We start from the raw sequence: 23539 nt of genomic DNA, 5'->3' as shown, positions 1-23539 counted from the left end.
CATCACAGGCACCAGCCGCGGGGGGACGGCGGTGGCCCCCATCGGTTACAACGATGACGTGGAACAACGCCCCCGCCGCCGACTCCGGTCGGCCTCCGTGCAGCTCGGCGCGCTCACCGTCCTCGCGCTCACCCTCTCCGGCTGCAACATGACCTCGGACGACGACGATGACGACTGCGCCCTCGGCCCGGTGGGCGGCGGCGACACGGTGGCCCTGGCGCTGCGGGCGCCCGTGGTGACCACCGGCCGCGCCGCGCCGGAACCGGCCGCCGCGGCGGTGCCCGACCGGGGCGGCTTCGGCACGCACCTCGCCTCCTGCGGCGGCTGACGTGCGCCGGGAGTCGGTCACCCCCCGCCCGGACTGGGACGCCACGATCCGTTCCCAGGGCCTGGTGTACGTCGACACCGAGCTGCCCGACGGCGGCATCATGTCGTACTGGGACGAGACCGCCGCGTACGCGTTCGAGCTGGACGAGGTGCTGCGGCTGGAGGAGGCGACCGAGGAGCTGCACCGGATGTCGGTCGCCGCCGCCGAACACGTCGTCGCCCGCCGCCGCCACGCCGAGTTCGGCATCCCGGACTGGGCGGCCGAGGCCGTGGCCCGGTCGCTGCGCGAGGCGCCCCCCACCCTCTACGGGCGCTTCGACCTGGCCTACGACGGCAGCTGGCCGCCGAAGATGCTGGAATACAACGCCGACACCCCCACCGCGCTGGTCGAGGCGAGCATCGTCCAGTGGTACTGGCTGGAGCACACCCGGCCGGAGCTGGACCAGTGGAACAGCCTGCACGAACGCCTCGTCGGCGCCTGGGCGAAGATCGGCGCCGGCCTGCACGACCGCCGGGTGCACGTGCTCTGGTCGAACGAGGAGGAGTCCGGCGAGGACCACATGACCGCCGGCTACCTCGCCGAGACCGCCCGCCAGGCCGGGCTGGAGGTCACGCTCCAGCCGATCCAGCACATCGGCTGGGACGGCCGGCGCTTCGTCGACGCGGCCGACCAGCCGGTCACCACCTGCTTCAAGCTCTATCCCTGGGAGTGGATGCTCGCCGAGCCGTACGGGCCGCTGGCGCTGGAGCCGGGCACCCCGACGACCTGGATCGAGCCGGCGTGGAAGCTGCTGCTGTCCAACAAGGCGCTGCTCGCCGTGCTCTGGGAGCTGTACCCCGGCCACGAGCTGCTGCTGCCGGCGTACCTCGACTCGCCGCGCGGCATGCCGGAGTACGTGGCCAAGCCGCTGCTCGGCCGGGAGGGCGGCTCGGTGCGGATCGTCACGGGCGACACCGAGATCACCAATCCGGGGATCTACGGCGACGAGGGCTGGTGCTACCAGGAGTTCCGGGCGCTGCCGGAGTTCGCCGGCAACCGGATGGTGCTGGGCAGCTGGATCGTCGACGGCGAGTCGGCCGGGGTGGGGGTGCGGGAGAGCGCGAGCCTCATCACCGACGGCTACGCGCGGTTCCTGCCGCACTACATCGACGCGCCACGGGCCCCCTGAGTCGTCTACCGTTGTGGGCGTGAACTTCGACGCGTACGCCCGGACCGGCGTTGACCTCGTCAACGCCCGCCTGGACGACCTCGACGACCTGCGGGCCCTCTTCCCCGACGACAACGCGTGGATGCGCGACGAGGTGGCGGAGCGGGACCTGGCGACATTCCGGCGGGCGCAGAAGCGGTTGCGCGACGTCTTCGAGTACGGCACCTCCGGGCGGGACGCCCAGGCGGTGACCGAGCTCAACGCCATGCTGGAGGCGTTCCCGGTGCAGCCCCGCATTTCCGGGCACGACTCCAGCGACTGGCACATGCACGTGACCAGCCGGGGCGCCTCCGTGAGCGCCGAATACCTGGCCGGCGCGGCCTGGGGGCTGTCGGTCTGGCTCTGCGAGTACGGCAGCGCCCGGTTCGGGGTGTGCGCCGACGAGCGCTGCGGCAACGTCTACCTGGACACCTCGTCGAACTGCTGCCGGCGGTTCTGCTCGGAACGCTGCGCCACCCGCTCGCACGTCGCCGCCCACCGCGCCCGCAAGCGCGCGGCCATCGGCGAGCAGGCCGGCGCGGGCACCAAGGAATCGCTCACCACGGTCGTCTGACGCCCCGCCCCCGGCCGGCACCCACGCGTCGGCCGGGAGACGGGCCCCGGCCGGCACTCGGGCCGCGACCGAGGCTCAGGCGTCGACCGGGGACGGCGTGCCGAGGTGCTGGCGGGCGAACGCCAGCGCCTCTCGCAGGTCGGCCTCCCGCACCGCGCGGCTCTTCGCGCCCCGGGTGGTGACCTCCACGGCGACCGAGCCGGTGAACCCGCGCCCGGCCAGCGAGGAGAGCAGCTCGCCGCACGGCTGGGTGCCGCGGCCCGGTACCAGGTGCTCGTCGCGGCCCTCGCCGGTGCCGTCGCCGAGGTGCACGTGGGCCAGGCCGGCGCCCATCCGGTCGGCCATCGCCAGCGAGTCGGTGTGCGAGGCGGCGCAGTGCGACAGGTCGAGCGTGTAGGAGGCGTAGCCGGTCTCGGTCGGGTCCCAACCCGGCACGTACGGCACGAACTGCCGGCCCGCCATCCGGACCGGGTACATGTTCTCCACCGGGAAGCGCAGGTCCGGGTAGTCGGCGGCGATCGCGGCGAGCCCGTCGGCGAAGCTGCGCGCGTAGTCCCGCTGCCAGGTGAACGGCGGGTGCACCACCACGGTGGGCGCCCCGAGCGTCGCCGCCATCTCGGCCGAGCGGCGCAGCCGCTCCCAGGGGTCGGGGCTCCAGACCCGCTGGGTGACCAGCAGGCAGGGCGCGTGGACGGAGAGCACCGGGACGCCGTAGTGCTCGGCGAGCCCGCGCAGCGCGCCGACGTCCTGGCTGACGGCGTCCGTCCAGACCATCACCTCGACGCCGTCGTAGCCGAGGGCGGCGGCGAGCTGGAACGCCGCCGCGGTCCGCTCAGGGAAGACCGAGGACGTGGACAGGAGCACCGGGACGCGGGAAGTCACACCATCGAGGGTAGCCGGGATCGATCGACACCTCGTGACGAGAGATTGCAAACCGCCCAGATCACACTTCCCGCGCCCACTCCGGACCGGCTGCCGTTCGCGACTGCGGGGCCCGCAGACTCACACCGGACCGAGCTGGTCCAGGCGGCGCAGGATGACGCCCTCGCGCAGCGCCCAGGGGCAGACGTCCAGCGCGTCGACGTCCAGTTGGCGCAGCACGGCCTCGGCGACGACCGCCCCGGCGAGCAGCTGGTGGGCCCGGCCGGCACTGACCCCCTCCAGCTCGACGAGCTGGGCCGGCGGGATGTGCCGGATGAACGCGAGCACCTGCCGCAGGCCGGCGCGGGTGAGCCGGCGCGGCGCCCACAGGCCGGCGCCGGAGGGGGCCGCGCCGGCCAGCCGGGCCAGGGTCCGGAACGTCTTCGACGTGGCCACCGGCCGCTCCCAGCCCACCTCGGTCAGCTGCGCGACGACCGGTTCGAGCAGCCCGTCGACGTACGCCCGCAGCTCCTCGACGGCCTCGGCCGGCGGCGGCGCCGCGCTGTCGGGGGTCACCCGGAGGCGGTCGCGGGTGAGCCGGCCGGCGCCGAGCGGCAGGGAGACCGCGACGGCCGGGTCCTCGTCGATGCCGGCGGCGAGCTCCAGCGAGCCGCCGCCGATGTCCAGCACCAGCAGCCGGCCCGCCGACCAGCCGAACCAGCGCCGCACCGCGAGGAAGGTCAGCCGCGCCTCGTCCGCGCCCGGCAGCACCTCCAGGCGTACGCCAGCCTCGTCGCGCACCCGGGCCAGCACCTCGGCGGCGTTGGTGGCGTCGCGGACGGCGGAGGTGGCGAACGCGATCAGGTCGTCGGCGCCGAGCCCGACGGCCGCCGCCTTGGCCATGCCGACCGCCTTGACCAGGCCGTCCGCGCCGGCCTCGGTGAGCGCACCGTCCGGGCTGATCTGCTCGGCCAGCCGCAGCACGACCTTCTCCGAGTGCGCCGGCCAGGGGTGCGCCCCGGGATGGGCGTCGACCACCAGCAGGTGCACCGTGTTGGAACCGACGTCGAGGACACCCAGTCGCATGCTGAAGACACTAGGGCCAACCGGATTGCGCGGCTCGGCGGACCGGTGGGGGCGCCGGGCGTACGCTGGGCCGGGTGACAGGCCAGATCGAACTCCGCGTGCTGGTGGACGACCCGGACGACCCGCGCAGCCGCGAGGTGCCACTGGACTTCCCCCGGGAGTGGATCGAGTTCACCGACCCGGCGGACGACAACCACCTCATCCGGGCCGACCTGACGTGGCTGCTCTCCCGCTGGACGTGCGTCTACGGCCGGGGCTGCCACGGCATCGTCGCCGGCCGGGCCGCCGACGGCTGCTGCTCGCACGGCGCGTTCTTCACCGACTCCGAGGACGAGCAGCGGGTCCGGGCCGCCGTCAAGCGGCTGACCCCGGCGACGTGGCAGCACTTCCGGCGCGGGTTCAAGAACTGGACCGAGAACGACACCATCGACGGCAAGAACTCCGCGCGTCGTACCGCCACGCAGGGCGCGGACGGGCCGTGCGTATTCCTCAACGACGCGGGCTTCCCGGCCGGCGCCGGCTGCGCCCTGCACGCGCAGGCGCTGCGCGACGGGGTGCATCCGCTGGAATACAAGCCGGACGTCTGCTGGCAGCTGCCGATCCGCCGCGACCAGGAGTGGGTGAAGCGGCCGGACAACACGAAGGTGCTGGTCTCCACGCTCTCCGAGTTCGACCGGCGGGGCTGGGGCGCCGGCGGGCACGACCTCGACTGGTGGTGCACCTCCTCCACCGACGCGCACGTCGGCACCGAGCCGATGTACGTCTCCTACGGCCCGGAGCTGACCGCGCTGGTCGGCGCCCCCGCGTACGCGAAGCTGGCCGAGGTCTGCGGGGCACGCGGGCGGCAGGGCCTGGTCGCCCCGCACCCCGCCGACGGCGCCTGACACCGACCGACGACGAAGGGGCCCGCGTGCGGCGCGGGCCCCTTCGTGCGTACGCCGGTCAGGGCTCGAACTTGTAGCCCAGACCCCGCACGGTGACGATGAAGCGCGGCGCGGACGGCTCCGGCTCGACCTTGGAGCGCAGCCGCTTGACGTGCACGTCGAGGGTCTTGGTGTCGCCGACGTAGTCGGCCCCCCAGACCCGGTCGATGAGCTGGCCCCGGGTGAGCACCCGGCCGGCGTTGCGCAGCAGCAGCTCCAGCAGCTCGAACTCCTTGAGCGGAAGCTGCACGGGGGCGCCGTCGACGGTCACCACGTGCCGCTCGATGTCCATCCGCACCGGGCCGGCGGCCAGCGTCGGGCCACCCGACTCGGCGGCCTCGGCGCTCTGCCGCCGCAGCACCGCCCGGATCCGGGCGACCAGCTCCCGGGGCGAGTACGGCTTGGTCACGTAGTCGTCGGCGCCGATCTCCAGGCCGACCACCTTGTCGATCTCACTGTCCCGGGCGGTGACCATGATGATCGGCACGTGCGAGCGCTGCCGGAGCTGCCGGCACACCTCGGTACCGGACATCTCGGGCAACATCAGGTCGAGCAGCACGATGTCGGCGCCGGTCCGGTCGAACTCGGTGAGGGCGGAGGTGCCCGTCGCGGCGACGGAGACCTCGAAACCCTCCTTGCGGAGCATGTACGACAGGGCGTCGGAGAACGACTCCTCGTCCTCGACCACCAGAACGCGGCTCAACGGGACTTCCTTTCCATGTGCTGTCAGGCCTGCCGGAGTTCGGCCGGAGCGGCCTCGATCCCAGCGGAGGGCGGTATCGCCGGGACCTCGTCGGGGGGACGGGTGGGCAGCCGGAGGGTGAACGTCGATCCACCACCAAGAGTGCTCGACACCTCCACCCTTCCGCCATGGTTGCCGGCGATGTGTTTCACGATGGCCAGCCCCAGGCCGGTGCCGCCGGTGGAACGGGACCGGGCCTGGTCGGCCCGGTAGAACCGCTCGAAGATCCGGTCGACGTCGGTCGGGGCGATCCCGATGCCCTGGTCGGCGACGGAGATCTCCACGTGTTCGTCGGTGGCGCGCGCGGTGATCCGGACGGTGGTGTCCTCGCCCGAGTAGTTGACGGCGTTCTCCACCAGGTTGGACACGGCCGTGGCGAGCTGGGTGTCGCTGCCGTGGACGGTCAGGCCCCGCTCGGCGTCGACGGTCACCTCGATCCGGCGGGCGGCGGCGGAGGTGCGGGTCCGGTCGATCACCTCGGCGATGACCCAGTCGACCGCGACCGGCTCCGGCGGCGGCTGCGGCTCGGCGCCCTGGAGCCGGGTCAGCTCCAGCAGCTCCTGCACGAGGCGGCCCAGCCGGGTCGACTCGTGCTGGATGCGCTCGGCGAACCGGCGGGCGGCGACCAGGTCCTCGGAGAGGTCGGGCGCGCCCGCGCCGGCCGGCTCGGTGGCGTCCAGCAGCGCCTCGGCGAGGAGCTGGAGGGCCCCGATCGGGGTCTTGAGCTCGTGGCTGACGTTCGCGACGAAGTCGCGCCGGACGCGCGCCAGCCGGTGCGACTCGGTCACGTCGGACGCCTCGACGGCGATGAAGCCGGCCCCGATCCCCATCGCCCGCAGGTGCACCCCGAGCGGGTTCACCCCGGCGTTGTCGCGGCCCCGGGGCAGGTCAAGCTCGATCTCGCGCCGCACGCCGGTGCGCCGCACCTGCCCGGCGAGCGTACGGATCAGGGGGTGGGCGGCGATCGAGCCCTGGGTGGGGCCGGTGCGGAGCAGCCCCATCGCGCGGGCGGCCGGGTTGACCAGGACGGGCAGGTCGTCGGGGTCGAGTACGACCACGCCGGCCCGCAGCGAATCGATGGTCCGGCGACCGATCCCGGACTGCGGATCCTCGGCTATCGGGAGCCTCCCGGAGGTGTTGGGGAAGCCGGACCGGCTCCCCGCCCGCGTGGCGCGGTCGCCCAGCGCCGGGACGAACCGGGGCATAAGCACCCCGGCGATCAGCCCGACCGCCAGTCCCACGGCCACCGCGACCGTCACCGCCCATTCCACCCGGCGATCGTAGGGTCATTGTTAACCTGGCAACCCCCACAAATGGGATGAATCACCTTCGCTTCCGGGAAAGTTCACTCCCGCGCCGGGCGTCGTTCACCGGGGTTCACCTCGGGTCCCCCCGTCCGACCTACCGTGGGCGGCGCACCTGCTCCCCGCCGGCCTCCCGGGCCGGCGACCACCGACCACAGGACGTGACAATGCGCGACGAGTTCCGGGCTGACCTGCAGATCGTCAGCCAGCTGCTGGTGGACATGGCGGAGGGGGTCCGGGCCGCGATGCGGCAGGCCACCCACGCCCTGCTCACCGCGGACCGCCGGGCGGCCGAGACGGTGATCGAGCGGGACGCCGAGATCGACGAGCTCTACCGGCACGTCGAGGAGCGGGTCTGCGACCTGCTCGCCCGGCAGGCCCCCGTCGCCTCCGACCTGCGCGCGATGATCACCGCGCTGCACGTCGCGGCCGACCTGGAGCGGATGGGCGACCTGGCCGACCACGTCGCCAAGACCGCCCTGCGCCGGCACCCCTCGCCGGCCGTGCCGGCGGAGTTGCGGCCGACCTTCACCGACATGGCGGCCATCGCCGACCGGATGGCCATCAAGATCGGCGCGGTGCTCGCCAAGCCCGACGCCGACCTCGCCGCCGAACTCGACGGCGACGACGACGCCATGGACGACCTGCACCGCAGCCTGTTCGGGCTGCTGCTCGGCGAGGACTGGCCGTACGGGGTGGAGACCGCCATCGACGCCACCCTGCTCGGCCGCTTCTACGAGCGCTTCGCCGACCACGCCGTCAACGCCGGCGAACACGTGGTCTACCTGATCACCGGGCAGAGCGCCCCCACCCCGAACTGAGGTACGGCCGAGGGCCCCTCCCGTCGACGGGCGCGTCGCGTGGGGAAGGGGCCCTCGTCGTGGCTACGTCAGCGGCCCTGGTTGGCCACCGCGGCGGCGGCCGCCTTCGCGGCGGCCGGGTCCAGGTACGTGCCGCCCAGGGTGAGCGGGCGCAGCTGCGGGTCCAGGTCGTAGCGCAGCGGGATGCCCGTGGGGATGTTCAGCTTGGCGATCGCGGAGTCGGAGACCTGGTCCAGGTGCTTGACCAGGGCGCGCAGCGAGTTGCCGTGCGCGGCCACCAGCACCGTCCGGCCGGCCAGGATGTCCGGCACGATCGAGTCGTACCAGTACGGCAGCATCCGCTCGACGACGTCCTTGAGGCACTCGGTGCGGGGCATCAGCTCGCTCGGCAGCAGCGCGTAGCGCGGGTCGCCGACCTGCGAGAACTCGTCGTCGTCGGCGATCGGCGGCGGCGGGGTGTCGTACGAGCGGCGCCAGAGCATGAACTGCTCCTCGCCGTACTCCTCCAGGGTCTGCTTCTTGTTCTTGCCCTGGAGGGCGCCGTAGTGCCGCTCGTTGAGCCGCCACGACCGCCGCACCGCGATCCAGTGCCGGTCGGCGGCGTTCAGCGCCAGTTCGGCGGTGCGGATCGCGCGGCGCATCACGCTGGTGTGCACCACGTCCGGCAGCAGGTCGTGCTCGCGCAGCAGTTCGCCGCCGCGGCGCGCCTCGGTCTCGCCCTTCTCCGTCAGGTCGACGTCGACCCAGCCGGTGAAGAGGTTCTTGGCGTTCCAGTCGCTCTCGCCGTGCCGCAGCAGGACCAGCGTCCCGACGGTGGGCCCCTCGCTAGCAGTCATGCCGATCATCCTGCCGCACGCCGTCGGGCGACGCGCGGGCAGTGGTCGTGACGACCACCACGTGGAAAATGCGCTGCCCGGAGATCCGGCCTGGCACTAGGTTGTAAGGCGCAACAATCAAGGCGGTCATTACGGGCGGGGGCGCCGACGTGCGGACGATGCAGGGCTGGTTCCGGGACACCACCGGCGGCCTGCCGGTCACCTTCTGGTACCTGTGGGCCGGCACCCTGATCAACCGGCTCGGCTCGTTCGTCCTGGTCTTCCTGGCCATCTACCTGACGCAGGAGCGCGGCTTCTCCCCGGCCCAGGCGGGGCTGGTGCTCGGCCTGTGGGGCGTCGGCGGCGCGGTCGGCACCACCGCCGGCGGCACGCTGAGCGACCGCTGGGGCCGCCGGCCCACCCTGCTCACCGCGCATCTCGGCGCGGCCGCCATGATGCTCGCCCTCGGCTTCGCGAGGGAACTGTGGGCCGTGGCGCTCGGCGCCCTGCTGCTCGGCATGTTCGCCGAGGCGGCCCGGCCCGCCTTCGGCGCGATGGTGATCGACGTGGTGCCCGAGAAGGACCGGCTGCGGGCCTTCTCGCTGAACTACTGGGCGATCAACCTCGGCTTCGCCAGCGCGGCCATCCTCGCCGGCCTCGCCGCCGAGGCCGGCTTCCTGCTGCTCTTCGTGGTCGACGCGACCACCACCGTGATCACCGCGCTGATCATCTTCGTCAAGGTCGGCGAGACCCGACGGGCCCCCGTCGTCGGCAACGGCCACAAGGGCGCCGGCGCGCCGGTCGGGGCGCTGCGCACCATCCTGCGCGACCGGGTCTTCCTCGGCTTCGTGACGCTCAACCTGTTCGCCGCGCTGGTCTTCCTCCAGCACATCTCGATGCTGCCGATCGCCATGGGCGACTCCGGCCTCAGCCCCACCACCTACGGCTCCGTGATCGCGCTCAACGGGGTGCTGATCGTGGTCGGCCAGCTCTTCGTACCCCGGCTGATCAGGGGCCGGAGCCGGTCGCACGTGCTCGCCCTCGCGTCGGTGGTGATGGGCGTCGGGTTCGGGCTCACCGCCTTCGCCGACACCGCCTGGTTCTACGGTCTGACCGTGCTGATCTGGACGGTCGGCGAGATGCTCAACTCGCCGTCCAACGCCACCCTGATCGCCGAACTCTCCCCCGCCGAGCTGCGCGGCCGCTACCAGGGGGCCTTCTCGCTCTCCTGGCAGGGGGCCGCCGCGATCGCGCCGGTCCTCGGCGGCCTCGTCCGGGAGCAGGCCGGCAACGCCCAGCTCTGGCTCGGCTGCGCCGCCATCGGCGGGCTGATGGCGGTCGCCCACCTGGTCTCCGGCCCGACGCGGGAACGGCGGGCCGCGACGCTGCGGGCGGCCACCGGTCCCGCCGTACCGGTGGTGGCGATCCAGCCGCCCGCCCCGCAGGCGGCCGAGGCGGCGGCGACGGCACCCGCCGAGCCGGCGACGGTCGCCCGGGCGTAACCGGCGCGAAGCCGCCGACAGGGCGGTGACCAGCGACACCCTGGCGCGCCGGCCAGCGGCTTCCTACGGTCTAGGGCGGTTCGGTTAGGAAACAAAACTGTCGGGAGGACCGGTGCGGGCCCTGCGCCGCTGGCTGGACGACACCGCGGGTGGGCTCCCCGCCACCTTCTGGTACCTCTGGGCCGGGCTGCTGATCAACCGGGCCGGCGCCTTCGCGATGCTCTTCCTGTCGCTCTACCTGACCGACGCGCGGGGCGCGAGCGAGGCGCTCACCGGGACGGTCGTCGGGGCGTACGGGCTGGGCGGGGCGGCGGGCGTGCTGCTCGGCGGGGTGCTGGCCGACCGGTGGGGACGGCGGTCCACCCTGCTCGCCGCCCACCTCGCCACCGCCGGGCTGATGGTCGGGCTGGCCTTCAGCCGGCACCTGGCGATGATCGCCGCACTCGCCGCCCTGGTCGGGGTGGCGCACTCGATGCCCAGCCCCGCCTTCGTGGCGGCGATCGTCGACGTGGTGCCCGAGCGGCGCCGCTCCCGGGCCTTCAACCTCCAGTTCTGGGCGTTCAACCTGGGCATGGCCGTGGCCTCGCTGCTTGCCGGCCTGCTCGCCGAGGCGAGCTTCGTGGCGCTCTTCCTGGTCGACGCCGCCGCCACCGTGCTAGCGGCGGCGGTCATCGCGTGGAAGGTCCCGGAGACGCTCCCCCGCCGCCTCGCCGACCCTGGGCCGATCTTGGACACTTCCCGTTCCGACCGGACGGAAGGCGTCCAAGATCTTCGGTCGGCGGCGGCCGACGGCGGGGTAGCGGGGCGGCAGCGGCAGCCGGGGTTGCACACCGCACTGACCGACCGCACGTTCCTCACCTTCGTCGGCCTGACCTTCGTCCTGGCCGTGTTGACCATGCAGACGTCGACGATCATGCCCCTGGCGATGCGGTCGGACGGCCTGCGCCCGTCGGCGTACGGCGCGGTGGTGGCGCTCGGCGGGGTCCTGATCGTGCTCGGGCAGCTCTTCGTGCCGCGGCTGATCGAACGGCACCGCAAGGACCGCGTCCTGGCCGTCTCCACCGCGCTACTGGCGCTCGGCTTCGCCACCCTCGCGTTCGCCGACGACGTGGTGGTCTACCTGGCGGCGGCGGTGGTCTGGACCGTCGGCCAGATGCTCGCCGCACCGCCCAACGCGCAGATCAACGCCGACCTCGCCCCGCTGGCGCTGCGGGCCCGCTACCAGTCGGTGTTCTATCTGGCGTTCCCGGCGGCGTCGTTCGTGGCGCCCACCCTCGGCGGGGTCGGCCTCCAGTACCTCGGGGACCGGCACTGGCTGATCGTCGGCGGGCTGGGACTGCTGGCCGCCGGCTGCCACCTGCTGGCCGGGCCATCCCGCGAACGGCGCGTCGCCGCCCTCCGCCGGCTCTCCACGCCCCTCCCGCCCCCGTCCCCGACCGCTGCCGCTGCCCCCACCGCCGCGCGGTGATCACCAGGTGGACGGCGTCCACCAGGTGGCGGTATCGGGCCGAAGGTCCGGCGGGGGGAGGACAGCAGAACGCCCACCGCGACTCGTGATCGCGATGGGCGCTCGCACCGTATGACCGGCGGCGGCAGGCAAAGCCCACCCCCGTAGGCGTCGCCCGCTCGCGCCGCCGGTCCAAACAGGTGGCCACCGTCCCCCAACGGTGTTGTTCCACCCGTCCCCTGCGCCTCGCTCGGTGCACGGATCTGATCGATCCACCGCTCCCCCGAACGGTTCCAAGCGTGGCGCGGTGCAATAAAGTTAGTTCGCCCGGTATTACGAAGACAACCTGAATGGGCTGTCTCGCCGGTCACAGCTCCGGTGTCCCACCGGGGTGACCGCTGTTCCGGTCTCGGTCAGCCGAACAGCGCTTACCCGCCCGCCATTCCCCGAAACACGTCAGGCGTCCTCACGATCGGGCGATTCCGTACGGAAGAAGTTGCTCGGCCGACCGTTACGCAACTGCTCCTGGTAGATCAGGTTCAGCTTCCGCTCGTCGAAGGTGCGGAACCACTCGCCCCAGGTGATCTCGCGGATCCGGCTGCTCTCCCGGTAACCGGGCATGTTGAAGGTGAGCACGCCGGCCCGCCCCGCCCGCTCGGTGCCCGCGATCGTCGCCGGTTTGGCGCCGCGCTCCCGCGCCCAGCGCTGGATGACCTCGTGGTTGGTGGTCACCAGGCTGCGGCCCGGGCGCTCCGGCCGATCAGCGGTGGACGAGATGAGCTGCGAGGAACGCACCGACCGCGAGGTGCTCCGCCCGGTCCGTACGCCGGTCGTCGTACCCCCGCGGGGCGTGCCCGCCCGCGCCGGGGCCGGCGCGACCTTCCGGGCCGCCGACGTGGTCTTCCTGGCCGGGGCCGCCTTCGCGGCCGCCTTCTTCGCCGGGGCGGCCTTGTTCGCCGCCTGTGCCCGGCCCGGTGCGGCCTTGCCCGCCGCCCGGCCCGACGCGGCCTTCTTCGTGGCGGCAGCCCGCCCGGCGGATGCCCGGGTCCCCGTCGCCCGACCGGCCGGTCCGGTGCTGCGACGCGCGGCGCCGCCCGCCGGCCGCTCCGCCCGCAGGGTCTTCGCCAGCGTCTTCACCAGTTCCGGCTTGCGCAGGGCGGAGATGCCGGAGACCCCGCGCTTGCGGAGCTGCCCCCGGATCTCGTCCACCTTCATCCGGGAGATCTCGGATTCGGAGATCGTCGGGGTGTTCGGGGTCTGGTTGCCCGCCTGCCGTTTCGTCCTGGTCGCAGTCCCGCCGCGACCTGAGCTGTTCCGCTGAGCCATGGGACGCTCACGCTCCTCGACAGTTGGTCTTCGGCGCGCGGCGGGTCCCAGTGCCGCACCGCGCGGTGCGGCATACCCGTCAGGACCGGTCCGAACCTCCGACCCGGGCACCTGTGCCCGAGGCGTCGCCGGACTACCCGGCGGCCGGCCGGTTGGGATCGGCGGCGGCCGGGGACGGCTCGAAGAGGTGCGCGAACGCCGCGAGGTTCGCGGTGGACTCGCCCCGCTTGACCCGCCACTCCCACTCCCGCCGGATCGAGCTGCCGAAGCCGATCTCCAGCATCGTGTCGAAGGACTCGTCGGCGTACGTCAGCACCGCGCCCAGCAGCCGGTCCAGCTCGTCGGCGTCGATCCCGGCGGGATTGACGCGGCCGGTCAGGTAGACGTCGCCGACCGCGTCGACGGAGAACGACACGCCGTACATGCGGGCGTTGCGCTGGAGGAGCCAGGCCCACAGCTCCTCGCGGCGCTCGTCCGGCTGGCGCATCACGAACGCCTCGATCCGCAGCGCGTGCTCGCCGACGATCAGGTTGCAGATCGTCTTCAGCTTGTGGGTGCCCGGCAGCGTGACCGCGTACGAGCCCGGGCCGGTCGACTCCCAGGCCAGTTCCCGCTCGTCGCAGACCGACTCGATCAGGGCCGCAAGATCGCTCTTCCCGCTCATCGGATCCACTCTACGGCCGCCATCGCCGGGCCACCGGGCGACGGCGGCCGGCCCGGTCGGTCACCAGGAGCAGGACATCGCCGGCCCGCAGGCCAGCTCGGAGGCGAGCCGGGACCGGTGCGCGGCGATCGCCTCGCCGTAGACGGTGAGCAGCCCGGAGGCGGTGCGGTGCCAGGAGAAGTTGCGGGCGTGCCGCGCGGCGCCCCGGGCCAGCTCGGCGCGGCGGAGCCGGGCCGGCAGCAGGCGAGCGAGCGTACGGGCCCAGTCGGCCGGGTCGTGGCCGTCGATGAGCACGCCGCTGACCTGGTCCCGGACGGCGGTCACGAGGCCACCGACGGCGGCGGCCACCACCGGCGTACCGCAGGCCTGTGCCTCCAGCGCGACCAGGCCGAAGGATTCGTTGTACGACGGCACCGCGACCAGGTCGGCGGCCCGGTACAGGGCGGGCAGGTCGTCGCCGGTGAGCGGGGGCAGGAAACGCACCCGGTCGGCGACGCCGAGCGTGGCGGCCAGCTCCATCAGGGCGGTCGGGCGGTCCAGCCCGCTGCCGCTGGGGCCCCCGCAGATCACCACGGTCACCTCGTCGGCGAGCCCCGGGTCGCGCTCGCGCAGGGCGGCCACCGCGCGGATGAGCACGTCCGGGGCCTTCAGCGGCTGGATGCGGCCGACGAAGGCCACCACGTACCCGGTGGCGGGCAGTCCGAGGCGCCGGCGGGCGGCGGCAGCGACGCGCTCGCGGTCGCCGGGGGCCGGGCGGAACCGGTCCAGGTCCACGCCGGGCTCGACCACCGCGACCCGGGCCGGGTCGGCGTCGTACCGGTCGATCAGGTCACGGGCCTCGACCGTCGTGTTCGCGACCAGCCGGTCGGCCTCGGCGACCACCTGCTCCTCGCCGATGACGCGCGCCTTCGGCTCGGGTCGGTCACCGGCGGCGAGCTGGGCGTTCTTGACCTTCGCCAGGGTGTGCGCGGTATGCACCAACGGCACCCCCCAGCGCTCCTTGGCCAGCCAGCCGACCTGCCCGGAGAGCCAGTAGTGGGAGTGGATCAGGTCGTAGTGGCCCGGCGGACGGGCCGCCTCGGCGCGGAGCACGCCCGCCGTGAACGCGCAGAGCTGCCCCGGCAGTTCCTCCTTGGTGAGCCCCTCCAGGGGCCCCGCCGGGACGTGCCGGACGTGCACGCCCGGGGCCGTCTCGACCACCGGGGGGAGGTCGCCGGAGGTGGCCCGGGTGAAGATCTCCACCTCGACGTCCGCCTCCGCCAGCCTGCGGGCGATTTCCAGGATGTATACGTTCATCCCCCCTGCGTCGCCGGTGCCCGGCTGGTGCAGAGGGGAGGTGTGTACCGAGAGCGTCGCGATCCGCCGGGGGCGGGGCCACGGTCGCGCACCGCGCTGACGACCCACACCGGTGTGCAACTCCGCCACGTCCGCTCCCTTTGTCACGGTTTATGCCGTCGGCACGCCCGGCGCTTAACGGACAACGTCCTCGGCCGATGTCATCTTCCCCATCGGGCACACCTAATGCGCCGGGGCGACCCCCAGGCGTGACGGACCTCATCACCGCGCCGCCGGCATTCGTCCCGGCAGCGCGGGGAGAATGACCGGATGACCTCTGTCGCCGTCGTCACCGGAGCGTCCAGCGGGATCGGGGCGGCCACCGCCCGCCGCCTCGCCGCCGAGGGATTCCACGTGCTCGCCGCCGCGCGGCGTACCGACCGGTTGGCCGCCCTGGTGGCCGAGATCGAGGGCGCCGGCGGCGCGGCCACCGCCGTTGCCTGCGACGTCACCTCCGACGAGTCGGTGGCCGGCCTGGCCGACGCGGCGGCGGCCCTGGGCCCGGTGACGCTGCTGGTCAACAACGCCGGCGGCGCGCGCGGCCTGGATCCGGTCGAGTCCGGGTCCGTGGGCGACTGGCAGTGGATGTACGACGTCAACGTGCTCGGCACACTGCGCGTCACCCAGGCGCTGCTGCCCGCGCTGGAGGCGTCCGGGGCCGGCACCATCGTGGTCGTCTCCTCGACCGCCGGCTTCACCGTGTACGAGGGCGGGGGCGGCTACGCCGCCGCGAAGCACGCGCAGACGGCGATCGCCGGCACGCTGCGGCTGGAACTCTGCGGCCGACCGGTGCGCGTCATCGAGATCGACCCCGGCATGGTCCGCACCGACGAGTTCGGTCTGGTCCGCTTCGCCGGGGACACCGAGCGGGCGGCGGCGGTCTACGCCGGGGTCGCCGAACCGCTGGTCGCCGAGGACGTCGCCGACTGCGTCGCCTGGTGCGCGACCCGCCCGCAGCACGTCAACGTGGACCGACTCGTCGTACGCCCGCTGGCCCAGGCCGCCCAGCACAAGGTGCACCGGGTCGGCTGAGCCGGCCCGGACGGTCACCGACGATGGCGGGCACGGCGCGGCACCGGCCGCTGGGCGTGGTCACCCGGGGCACCACGAACCCCAACCGGCTGCGCCGGGTGGACAACTGGATCGTCGAGACCTGCGGCGAGGCGCTGCGCGGGGCGGCCGACCCGCTGGTGGTGGACCTCGGCTACGGCGCCAGCCCGGTGACCGCCGTCGAACTGCGTACCCGGCTCGCCACCGCCGTCCGCCCCGACGTACGGGTCGTCGGGCTGGAGATCGATCCGGTACGCGTCGCCGCCGCCCAGCCGTCCGCCGACCCGCCCGGGCTCACCTTCGCCCGGGGCGGGTTCGAGCTGGCCGGGCTGCGCCCCGCCCTGGTCCGCGCGTTCAACGTGCTGCGCCAGTACGACGAGCACGAGGTCGCCGACGCCTGGCGCACCATGACCGCGGGGCTGACCCCGGGCGGGCTGCTGGTCGAGGGCACCTGCGACGAGTTGGGGCGGCTCGGCGGCTGGCTGCTGATCGACGCCGACGGCCCCCGTACGCTCACCCTGGCCGCGAAGCTCGCCACCCTGGACACCCCGGCGGAGCTGGCGGAACGGCTGCCCAAGGCGCTGATCCACCGCAACGTCCCCGGCGAGCGGATCCACGACCTGATCCGCGCCCTCGACGACGCCTGGCAGGCCGCCGCCGGCTACGCCCCGTACGGCCCCCGCCAACGCTGGCTGCGCGCGGTGTCCGCGATCCGCGAGGCGGGCTGGCCGATCCTCGACGGCCCCCGCCGCTGGCGCCACGGCGAACTGACCCTCCCCTGGCCGGCGGTCGCCCCCGCTGGCGGCGGGTCGGTCAGATGGTGCAGTTGATGAGGATCGGCTCCGGGTGGAGGGTGACGCCGAAGCGGTGGTGCACGCCGTCGCGGATCTCCCGGGCCAGCTCGACCAGGGAGGCGGTGCTGGCGGTGCCGCTGCGGTTGGTCAGGGCGAGGGTGTGCTTGCTGGAGATGGCGACGCCCTCCGGCCCCGGGTGGCCCTTGCCGAAGCCGGCCTTGTCGATCAGCCAGGCCGCGCTGACCTTCACCACGTCACCCGCGCCCGGCCAGGCGGGCGGCTCGCCGATGTCGGCGGCGCGCTCGCGCAGCAGCTCGTACGCGGCGACGTCCAGCACCGGGTTGGTGAAGAACGAGCCGACCGAGCGGGTGTCCGGGTCGGCGGGGTCGAGCACCATGCCCTTGCCGGCGCGCAGCCGCAGGACCGTGGCCCGGGCGTCGGCCAGCGGCACCCGCTCCCCCACCTGGACGCCGAGCGCCCGGGCCAGTTCCGCGTAGCGCACCGGCCCCGACAGCGGCGAGCGGGCGAGCCGGAAGTCGACGGAGAGCACCACCCAGCGGTCGCTGTACTTGAAGATGCTGGAGCGGTACGCGAAGCCGCAGTCGGCGGCGGCGATGCGCCCGACCGTCCCGTCGACCCGGTCGTGGACCTGCACGCCGGTGATGGTCTCGGCGACCTCCTGCCCGTACGCGCCGACGTTCTGGATGGGGGTGGCGCCGGTGGAGCCGGGGATGCCGGAGAGGCACTCCAGGCCGGACCAGCCGTTGGCCACGGTGGTGGCGACCATCTCGTCCCAGGGCTCGCCGGCCTCGACGCGTACGGTGACGGTGTCGGCGTCCTCGGCGACGACCCGCAGGCCCCGGGAGCGCACCAGGACCACGGTGCCGGGGAAACCGGCGTCGCCGATCACGACGTTACTGCCGCCGGCGAGGAGCAGGACCTGCTCGTCGCGTTCGGCCGCCTGCCGCACCTCCCGGACGATCCCGTCGGCGTCGGTGCCGGCGACGACGCGGCCGGCCGGACCGCCCAGGCGTAGCGTCGTGTATCGCGCCAGGTCGCACGTCTTGGCGGGTTCGGTTCCGGTTGTCGGCTGGGCGTAGACGTCTGACACGCCTTTCACCCTAGGCTGAGGGGTAGCCGCGGCGCCCACTGGTGGCCCGGTCACCCCCGGGAGGATGGCGATGAGCAGACTGCATGGCACGAAGGACTTCTGGATGGGAGCGCTCCGGGCGGAGGGCCCGGCGTTCGCCGCAGCCGTGGCGGAGGCGCCGCCGGAGACACCGGTGCTGTCCTGTCCCGGCTGGACCGTCGCCGACCTGACGCTGCACCTGACCTCCATCTACCGCTGGGTGCACTCGTTCGCCGGCTCCGGCGCCACCACCCCGCCGCCGGGGAGGTCCGAGCCGGTCGAGCCGGAGCCCGGCGTCGCCCCGCTCCAGCTCTGGCAGCAGGCGTACGACCAGCTGATGGCCCTCTTCGACGGCCTCGACCCGGAGGCCCCGGCGTGGAACTGGGCGCCGCAGCCGAAGAGGGCGGGCTTCTGGCCGCGGCGGATGGCGCACGAGACCGCGGTGCACCGCTGGGACGCCCAGCTCGCCATCGCGGCGGGCGAGCCGGTCGAGGCGAAGCTCGCCGCCGACGGGGTGAGCGAGATCCTGGACACCTGGCTGCCGGCCGGCCGGCGCCGCACGGCGGGCCAGTGGCGCGGGGTCGTGCAGATCTCGGCCGTCGACGCCGGTCAGGAGTGGTTCCTGCGGCTGCGCGGCGAGGGTGTGGCCCTGCTCGACACGGCCACCATCTTCGACCACGACGACCACCACGCGCGGGCGCAGGTGAGCGGCACCGCGAGCGACCTGCTGCTGGCGCTCTGGGGCCGGCTCGGCCTCGACACGCTCGACGTGGCCGGCGACCGCAGCCTGCTGGAGGGCCTCCGCGTCGGCTGAGCCCCGCCGCGCGGAGCCGGGCCCCGAGGGCTCCGCGCAGTCCCACCGCACGTCCTGAGAGAGTGGCCGCCCGGCACAGGCGGCCACTCTCTTCGCGTCCGACCCCTCAGAACTCCGGAGAGCGCTCTCTTGACACCGGCGGGACCCAACCACCACCCTGTCGTGAGAGCGCTCTCTCAGCTCTGCTCCACCACCTGCCTCACCACCTCAGACGACCTGAGAGGGGTCCGACCGAAATGGGTGTCTTTCCGCGCCGCCGCCTCGCGGCGGTGGCCCTCGTCGCCGCCGGCGCGCTGCTCGCCACCGCCGGCTGCGCCGGCGACGAACCTGCCGAGGACGGCAAGATCACGTTGACCGTCGACGTGTTCAGTCAGTTCGGCTACGAAGAGCTCTACAAGGAATACATGGCCAGCCACCCGAACGTGAAGATCGTCGAGCGTGGCACGGGCACCAACCTCGACGACTACTCGCCGAAGCTGACCCAGTGGCTCGCCGCCGGCAAGGGCGCGGGCGACGTCGTCGCCATCGAAGAGGGGTTGATGGTCGAGTACAAGGCCAACCCCGACAACTTCGTCAACCTGCTCGACCACGGCGGCGCCGAACTCCAGGGCAACTTCCTGGAGTGGAAGTGGGAGGGCGGCAAGACCAAGGACGGCAAGCTGATCGGCCTGGGCACCGACGTCGGCGGCATGGCCATGTGCTACCGCAAGGACCTCTTCGCCAAGGCCGGCCTGCCCACCGACCGCGAGGCGGTCTCGAAGCTCTGGCCGACCTGGCAGGACTACATCAAGGTCGGTGAGCAGTTCAAGGCGAAGAACACCGGCGCGGCGTTCCTGGACGCCGCGACCAACATCTTCAACACGATCGTGCTCCAGACGGCGGGCAACGCGCAGGGCTACCACTACTACGACACCAGCGACAACCTGGTGGTGGACAGCAACCCGGCGGTGCGCCAGGCCTGGGACACCACGATGGACATCGTCGACTCCGGCCTCTCCGGCAAGTACGGCTCCTGGTCCGAGGAGTGGGTGTCGGCCTTCAAGCAGGCCAAGTTCGCCACCATCGCCTGCCCGGCCTGGATGACGGGTGTCATCGAGGGCAACGCCGGCGCCGAGGCCAAGGGCAAGTGGGACATCGCCCGGGTGCCCGGCAACGGCGGCAACTGGGGCGGGTCGTGGCTCGCCGTACCGACCCAGAGCAAGCACCGCGCCGAGGCGATCGAGCTGGCGAAGTTCCTGACCAGCGCCAAGGGCCAGATCGGGGCGTTCAAGGCCAAGGGCCCGCTGCCCTCCTCGCCGCAGGCGCTGGCCGACCCGGCGATCGTCGAGGCCAAGAACGCGTACTTCTCCGACGCCCCCGTCGGGCAGATCTTCGGCGAGGGCGCCAAGACCCTGAAGCCCGTCTACATGGGACCGAAGAACCAGGCCGTACGCACGGAGGTCGAGAACGCCGTCCGGACGGTGGAGCTGGGTCAGCGCAAGCCCGACCAGGGCTGGACGGACGCGGTCAACAACGCCAAGAAGGCCGCTGCCAAGTAGCCCGAGCCGGGGATGCGGGCGGGCGGGCGCCGGGGGCGCCGGTCCCGCCCGCACCCGGGAAAGGAGTGGTCCGGGCATGACCGTCCAGCTCGACGCGCGTCCGCCGGTCGCACCGGCGCCCCGCACCGGCCGGCGCCCGCCGGCGATGCGGTTCAGCCGCCTCGACACGAAGTACTCGCCCTACCTGTTCATCGCCCCGTTCTTCGTGCTCTTCGGGGTGTTCGGGGCGTATCCGCTGATCTACACCTTCTGGGTCTCCCTGCACGACTGGGACCTGCTCGGCAGCAACCACCCGTTCGTCGGGCTGGAGAACTACAGCCGGCTGCTGGCCGACGCCGACTTCTGGCACGCGGTCGTCAACACCCTCGGCATCTTCGTCATCTCCACCATCCCGCAGCTGCTGGCCGCGCTCTGGCTGGCCAACCTGCTCAACCGGCAGCTGCGGGCCCGCACGACGTTCCGGATGGCGGTGCTGATCCCGAACATCACCTCGACCGCCGCGGTCGCGATCGTCTTCGGGGTGCTCTTCGGTCGCGAGTTCGGCATGGTCAACTGGCTGCTCGACCTGGTCGGCATCGACGCGATCGCGTGGAAGTCGAACCGGTTCGCGTCCTGGGTGGCCATCTCCACCATGGTCGACTGGCGGTGGACCGGCTACAACGCACTGATCTTCCTGGCGGCGATGCAGGCCATCCCACGCGACCTGTACGAGTCGGCCGCGATCGACGGGGCCGGCCGGGCGCGGCAGTTCTGGTCGATCACCGTGCCGCTGCTCAAGCCGACGATCATCTTCACCGTCATCATCTCCACCATCGGCGGGCTCCAGCTCTTCACCGAGCCCCGGCTGTTCCACTCCGGGACCAACCCGATCCGGGGCGGGACGCTACGGGAGTCGCAGACCGTGACCATGTACATGTTCGAGAACGCCTTCGCGCCCCACTACAACTTCGGGTACGGCTCGGCGGTGGCGTGGCTGCTCTTCGCGCTGATCGCGGTCGTCGCGGCGATCAACGTGCTGCTCCTGCGCCGGCTCGGCGGCGCGAAGCCCCCGAAGGGGGACGCGAAGTCCAAGGAGGGAGCGCGATGACCCGACTCTGGGCCGCCAGCCGGCTCACCTACGCCGCGCTGATCGCCGCCGGGGTCCTGTCGATCTTCCCGATCTACTGGATGTTCGTGGTGGCGAGCCGCTCCAACGACGCCATGGGCCAGCTGCCGCCCCCGGTCACCCCCGGCGGCAACTTCGGCGCGAACGTGTCCCGGCTGCTCAACAACACCGACGCGTACTTCGTCGCCGGCCTGGTCAACTCGGCGATCGTGGCGACCACGGTCACGGTCTCGGTGGTCTTCTTCTCCACCCTGGCCGGGTTCGCCTTCGCCAAGCTGCGGTTCCGGGGGCGCAACGCGCTGCTCATGGTGATCATCGCGACGATGATGGTGCCCACTCAGCTCGGCGTCATCCCGCTCTACCTGCTGATGACGAAGCTGAACTGGAACGACCGGCTGCCGGCCGTGATCGTGCCGGCGCTGGTCACCGGCTTCGGGGTGTTCATGATGCGGCAGTACGCCGGCCAGGCGGTCAGCAACGAGCTGATCGAGGCGGCCCGGGTGGACGGCTGCAACACGGCGCGGATCTACTGGAACGTGGTGCTGCCGGCGCTGCGCCCGGCCGCCGCCGTACTCGGGCTGCTCACGTTCATGACGACCTGGAACGACTTCCTCTGGCCGTACGCTGTCCTCAACGACCCGGAGAACCCGACCGTGCAGCTGGCCCTGCGCACCCTGTCCGACGGGTACTACACGGACATGTCGCAGGTGTTCACGGGGACAGCCATCGCCACCCTCCCGTTGTTGCTGGTCTTCGTCCTGTTCGGCCGCCAGATCATCGGCGGCATCATGGAAGGTGCGGTCAAGGCGTGAGCACTCTGCGATTCCCCGACAACTTCGTCTGGGGGGCGGCCACCGCCGCGTACCAGATCGAGGGCGCGGCCACCGACGACGGCCGCGGCCCGTCGATCTGGGACACCTTCAGCCGTACGCCGGGCAAGGTCCACCACGGGCACACCGGCGACGTGGCCTGCGACCACTACCACCGGTACGCCGACGACGTGGCGCTGATGGCGGAGCTGGGGCTGCGGGCGTACCGCTTCTCGGTGGCCTGGCCCCGGATCCAGCCGGACGGCACCGGCCCGGTCAACCCACGCGGCCTGGACTTCTACGACCGGCTGACCGACGCGCTGCTGGCCCGGGGCATCGACCCCATCGTCACGCTCTACCACTGGGACCTGCCGCAGGCCCTCCAGGACCGGGGCGGCTGGACCAACCGGGAGACCGCCGAGCACTTCGCCACGTACGCCACGGCGGTGCACACCCGCCTCGGCGACCGGATCCCCACCTGGACCACGCTCAACGAGCCGTGGTGCTCGTCCTACCTCGGCTACGGCAACGGGGTGCACGCCCCCGGCGAGCAGGACGCGGGGGCGGCCTTCGCCGCCGTACACCATCTGCTGCTCGGGCACGGCCTGGCGGCCCGCGCGCTGCGCGCCGCCGGCGCCAAGACCGTCGGGATCACGGTCAACCCGGCCGACGTGCGCGCGGCCGACGCGGACAGCGCCGCGGACGCAGCGGCGGTCCGCCTGGTCGACGGCCTGCACAACCGGATCTTCCTCGATCCCCTGCTGCGCGCCGCGTACCCCGACGACGTGCTGGAACACGTGGCCCGCATCGTCGAGCCGACGTTCATCCGCGACGGCGACGAGAAGCTGATCGCCGCCCCGATCGACCTGCTCGGCGTCAACTACTACGCCCCCACCTACGTCGCCGGCCGGCCGGACGGCGCGGGCGGCAGCGCCTACCCGGGCACCGAGGGCGCGGTGGAGTTCCTACCGCCGGCCGGGCCGCTCACCGACATGGGCTGGATGATCGAACCAGCCGGGCTGACCCGACTGCTGGAACGGATCGCCACCGACTACCCCGGCGTGCCGCTGATGGTCACCGAGAACGGCGCGGCGTTCCCCGACAAGGCCAGCGCGGACGACACCGGCGGCGCCGGGCAGGTGCTGGACGCGGACCGGATCGCCTACCTCGACGGGCACCTGCGCGCCGTGCACGAAGCGATCTCCCGGGGAGTGGACCTGCGGGGCTATCTCGTATGGTCGTTGTTGGACAACTTCGAGTGGGCAGAGGGCTACCGTCGACGATTCGGGATCATCCACGTCGACTACCTGACGCAACGACGCACACCGAAGTCCAGCGCCCGGTGGTACCAGGAGGTGATCTCCCGGAACGGGCTGTGACGAGGCG

At 72.8% G+C, this 23539-nt stretch carries 23 protein-coding genes; 14 read left to right on the top strand and 9 right to left on the bottom strand.

Annotation, left to right across the window (positions count from 1 at the left end):
* Positions 1 to 58: 58 nt before the first annotated feature.
* The 3 genes from GA0070610_RS00675 to GA0070610_RS00665 are packed head-to-tail and all read left to right on the top strand — an operon-like array spanning position 59 to position 2088.
* Positions 59 to 328: a hypothetical protein gene (locus tag GA0070610_RS00675; protein WP_231925863.1), complete on the top strand. Its 270-nt coding sequence runs from the start codon at positions 59 to 61 to the stop codon at positions 326 to 328.
* Position 329: 1 nt separating this feature from the next.
* On the top strand, positions 330 to 1496 hold the full coding sequence (locus GA0070610_RS00670) for a glutathionylspermidine synthase family protein (protein WP_088998220.1): 1167 nt from the start codon (positions 330 to 332) through the stop codon (positions 1494 to 1496).
* A 19-nt stretch (positions 1497 to 1515) separates the two neighbouring features.
* Complete coding sequence (locus GA0070610_RS00665; RefSeq protein ID WP_089003188.1) at positions 1516 to 2088, top strand: CGNR zinc finger domain-containing protein; 573 nt, start codon at positions 1516 to 1518, stop codon at positions 2086 to 2088.
* A 75-nt stretch (positions 2089 to 2163) separates the two neighbouring features.
* Here the strand turns inward: GA0070610_RS00665 and GA0070610_RS00660 are convergent, their stop codons facing one another.
* Both GA0070610_RS00660 and GA0070610_RS00655 read right to left on the bottom strand, forming a co-directional pair.
* Positions 2164 to 2970, bottom strand: a complete 807-nt coding sequence (locus tag GA0070610_RS00660; RefSeq protein WP_172896333.1) for a sugar phosphate isomerase/epimerase family protein — start codon at positions 2968 to 2970, stop codon at positions 2164 to 2166.
* 120 nt (positions 2971 to 3090) lie between these two features.
* Entirely contained in the window at positions 3091 to 4035 is a 945-nt protein-coding gene (locus GA0070610_RS00655) for a Ppx/GppA phosphatase family protein (protein ID WP_088998218.1), read from the bottom strand.
* Between the two features lie 74 nt (positions 4036 to 4109).
* Here GA0070610_RS00655 and GA0070610_RS00650 point away from each other — a divergent pair, with 74 nt between their 5' ends.
* A complete protein-coding gene (locus GA0070610_RS00650) occupies positions 4110 to 4919 on the top strand; it encodes a hypothetical protein (RefSeq protein WP_088998217.1) in 810 nt (269 codons plus the stop codon).
* A 58-nt stretch (positions 4920 to 4977) separates the two neighbouring features.
* On the opposite strand, the gene GA0070610_RS00645 is transcribed toward GA0070610_RS00650, so the two are convergent.
* Complete coding sequence (locus GA0070610_RS00645; RefSeq protein WP_088998216.1) at positions 4978 to 5661, bottom strand: response regulator transcription factor; 684 nt, start codon at positions 5659 to 5661, stop codon at positions 4978 to 4980.
* Positions 5662 to 5684: 23 nt separating this feature from the next.
* A complete protein-coding gene (locus tag GA0070610_RS00640; RefSeq protein WP_088998215.1) occupies positions 5685 to 6971 on the bottom strand; it encodes a sensor histidine kinase in 1287 nt (428 codons plus the stop codon).
* A gap of 200 nt (positions 6972 to 7171) precedes the next feature.
* On the opposite strand from GA0070610_RS00640, the gene phoU reads away from it, so the two are divergent.
* On the top strand, positions 7172 to 7825 hold the full coding sequence (phoU, locus tag GA0070610_RS00635) for a phosphate signaling complex protein PhoU (RefSeq protein WP_088998214.1): 654 nt from the start codon (positions 7172 to 7174) through the stop codon (positions 7823 to 7825).
* 68 nt (positions 7826 to 7893) lie between these two features.
* On the opposite strand, the gene GA0070610_RS00630 is transcribed toward phoU, so the two are convergent.
* A complete protein-coding gene (locus GA0070610_RS00630) occupies positions 7894 to 8661 on the bottom strand; it encodes a phosphoglyceromutase (RefSeq protein WP_089003187.1) in 768 nt (255 codons plus the stop codon).
* A 149-nt stretch (positions 8662 to 8810) separates the two neighbouring features.
* Here GA0070610_RS00630 and GA0070610_RS00625 point away from each other — a divergent pair, with 149 nt between their 5' ends.
* Both GA0070610_RS00625 and GA0070610_RS00620 read left to right on the top strand, forming a co-directional pair.
* Complete coding sequence (locus GA0070610_RS00625) at positions 8811 to 10142, top strand: MDR family MFS transporter (RefSeq protein WP_088998213.1); 1332 nt, start codon at positions 8811 to 8813, stop codon at positions 10140 to 10142.
* Between the two features lie 112 nt (positions 10143 to 10254).
* Positions 10255 to 11610 carry an MFS transporter gene (locus GA0070610_RS00620; RefSeq protein WP_088998212.1) on the top strand — a complete coding sequence of 452 codons (1356 nt, stop codon included), beginning with the start codon at positions 10255 to 10257 and terminating at the stop codon, positions 11608 to 11610.
* Between the two features lie 435 nt (positions 11611 to 12045).
* Here GA0070610_RS00620 and GA0070610_RS00615 read toward each other — a convergent pair whose 3' ends face one another.
* The 3 genes from GA0070610_RS00615 to mshA all read right to left on the bottom strand — a co-directional run bounded on the left by GA0070610_RS00615 (position 12046) and on the right by mshA (position 15004).
* Complete coding sequence (locus GA0070610_RS00615; RefSeq protein WP_088998211.1) at positions 12046 to 12915, bottom strand: hypothetical protein; 870 nt, start codon at positions 12913 to 12915, stop codon at positions 12046 to 12048.
* 133 nt (positions 12916 to 13048) lie between these two features.
* A complete protein-coding gene (locus GA0070610_RS00610) occupies positions 13049 to 13579 on the bottom strand; it encodes a type III secretion system chaperone family protein (protein WP_088998210.1) in 531 nt (176 codons plus the stop codon).
* A gap of 60 nt (positions 13580 to 13639) precedes the next feature.
* Complete coding sequence (gene mshA / locus GA0070610_RS00605) at positions 13640 to 15004, bottom strand: D-inositol-3-phosphate glycosyltransferase (RefSeq protein WP_088998209.1); 1365 nt, start codon at positions 15002 to 15004, stop codon at positions 13640 to 13642.
* Between the two features lie 180 nt (positions 15005 to 15184).
* Here mshA and GA0070610_RS00600 point away from each other — a divergent pair, with 180 nt between their 5' ends.
* The gene (locus GA0070610_RS00600; RefSeq protein ID WP_088998208.1) at positions 15185 to 15946 is read left to right on the top strand and encodes an SDR family NAD(P)-dependent oxidoreductase; all 762 of its coding nucleotides are present in this window, start codon (positions 15185 to 15187) and stop codon (positions 15944 to 15946) included.
* 23 nt (positions 15947 to 15969) lie between these two features.
* Positions 15970 to 16794, top strand: coding sequence for a class I SAM-dependent methyltransferase (locus GA0070610_RS00595; RefSeq protein WP_088998207.1), 825 nt, complete (start codon positions 15970 to 15972; stop codon positions 16792 to 16794).
* On the opposite strand, the gene GA0070610_RS00590 is transcribed toward GA0070610_RS00595, so the two are convergent.
* A complete protein-coding gene (locus GA0070610_RS00590; protein ID WP_088998206.1) occupies positions 16778 to 17869 on the bottom strand; it encodes a UDP-N-acetylmuramate dehydrogenase in 1092 nt (363 codons plus the stop codon). The genes GA0070610_RS00595 and GA0070610_RS00590 overlap by 17 nt on opposite strands.
* Positions 17870 to 17939: 70 nt before the next feature.
* Between GA0070610_RS00590 and GA0070610_RS00585 the strand changes: the two genes are divergently transcribed.
* From GA0070610_RS00585 to GA0070610_RS00565, 5 genes are all read left to right on the top strand, one after another.
* Positions 17940 to 18701, top strand: coding sequence for a maleylpyruvate isomerase family mycothiol-dependent enzyme (locus GA0070610_RS00585; RefSeq protein WP_088998205.1), 762 nt, complete (start codon positions 17940 to 17942; stop codon positions 18699 to 18701).
* A gap of 236 nt (positions 18702 to 18937) precedes the next feature.
* Positions 18938 to 20239: an ABC transporter substrate-binding protein gene (locus tag GA0070610_RS00580; RefSeq protein ID WP_088998204.1), complete on the top strand. Its 1302-nt coding sequence runs from the start codon at positions 18938 to 18940 to the stop codon at positions 20237 to 20239.
* Between the two features lie 76 nt (positions 20240 to 20315).
* On the top strand, positions 20316 to 21326 hold the full coding sequence (locus GA0070610_RS00575) for a carbohydrate ABC transporter permease (RefSeq protein ID WP_088998203.1): 1011 nt from the start codon (positions 20316 to 20318) through the stop codon (positions 21324 to 21326).
* Positions 21323 to 22156, top strand: a complete 834-nt coding sequence (locus GA0070610_RS00570; protein WP_088998202.1) for a carbohydrate ABC transporter permease — start codon at positions 21323 to 21325, stop codon at positions 22154 to 22156. Before GA0070610_RS00575 ends, GA0070610_RS00570 begins: the two co-directional genes overlap by 4 nt.
* Complete coding sequence (locus GA0070610_RS00565; RefSeq protein ID WP_088998201.1) at positions 22153 to 23532, top strand: GH1 family beta-glucosidase; 1380 nt, start codon at positions 22153 to 22155, stop codon at positions 23530 to 23532. Before GA0070610_RS00570 ends, GA0070610_RS00565 begins: the two co-directional genes overlap by 4 nt.
* Positions 23533 to 23539: the final 7 nt, after the last annotated feature.

The organism is Micromonospora echinofusca, assembly GCF_900091445.1.
Taxonomy (GTDB): Bacteria; Actinomycetota; Actinomycetes; order Mycobacteriales; family Micromonosporaceae; genus Micromonospora; species Micromonospora echinofusca.
This window is presented reverse-complemented; position numbering and strand designations above follow the sequence as displayed.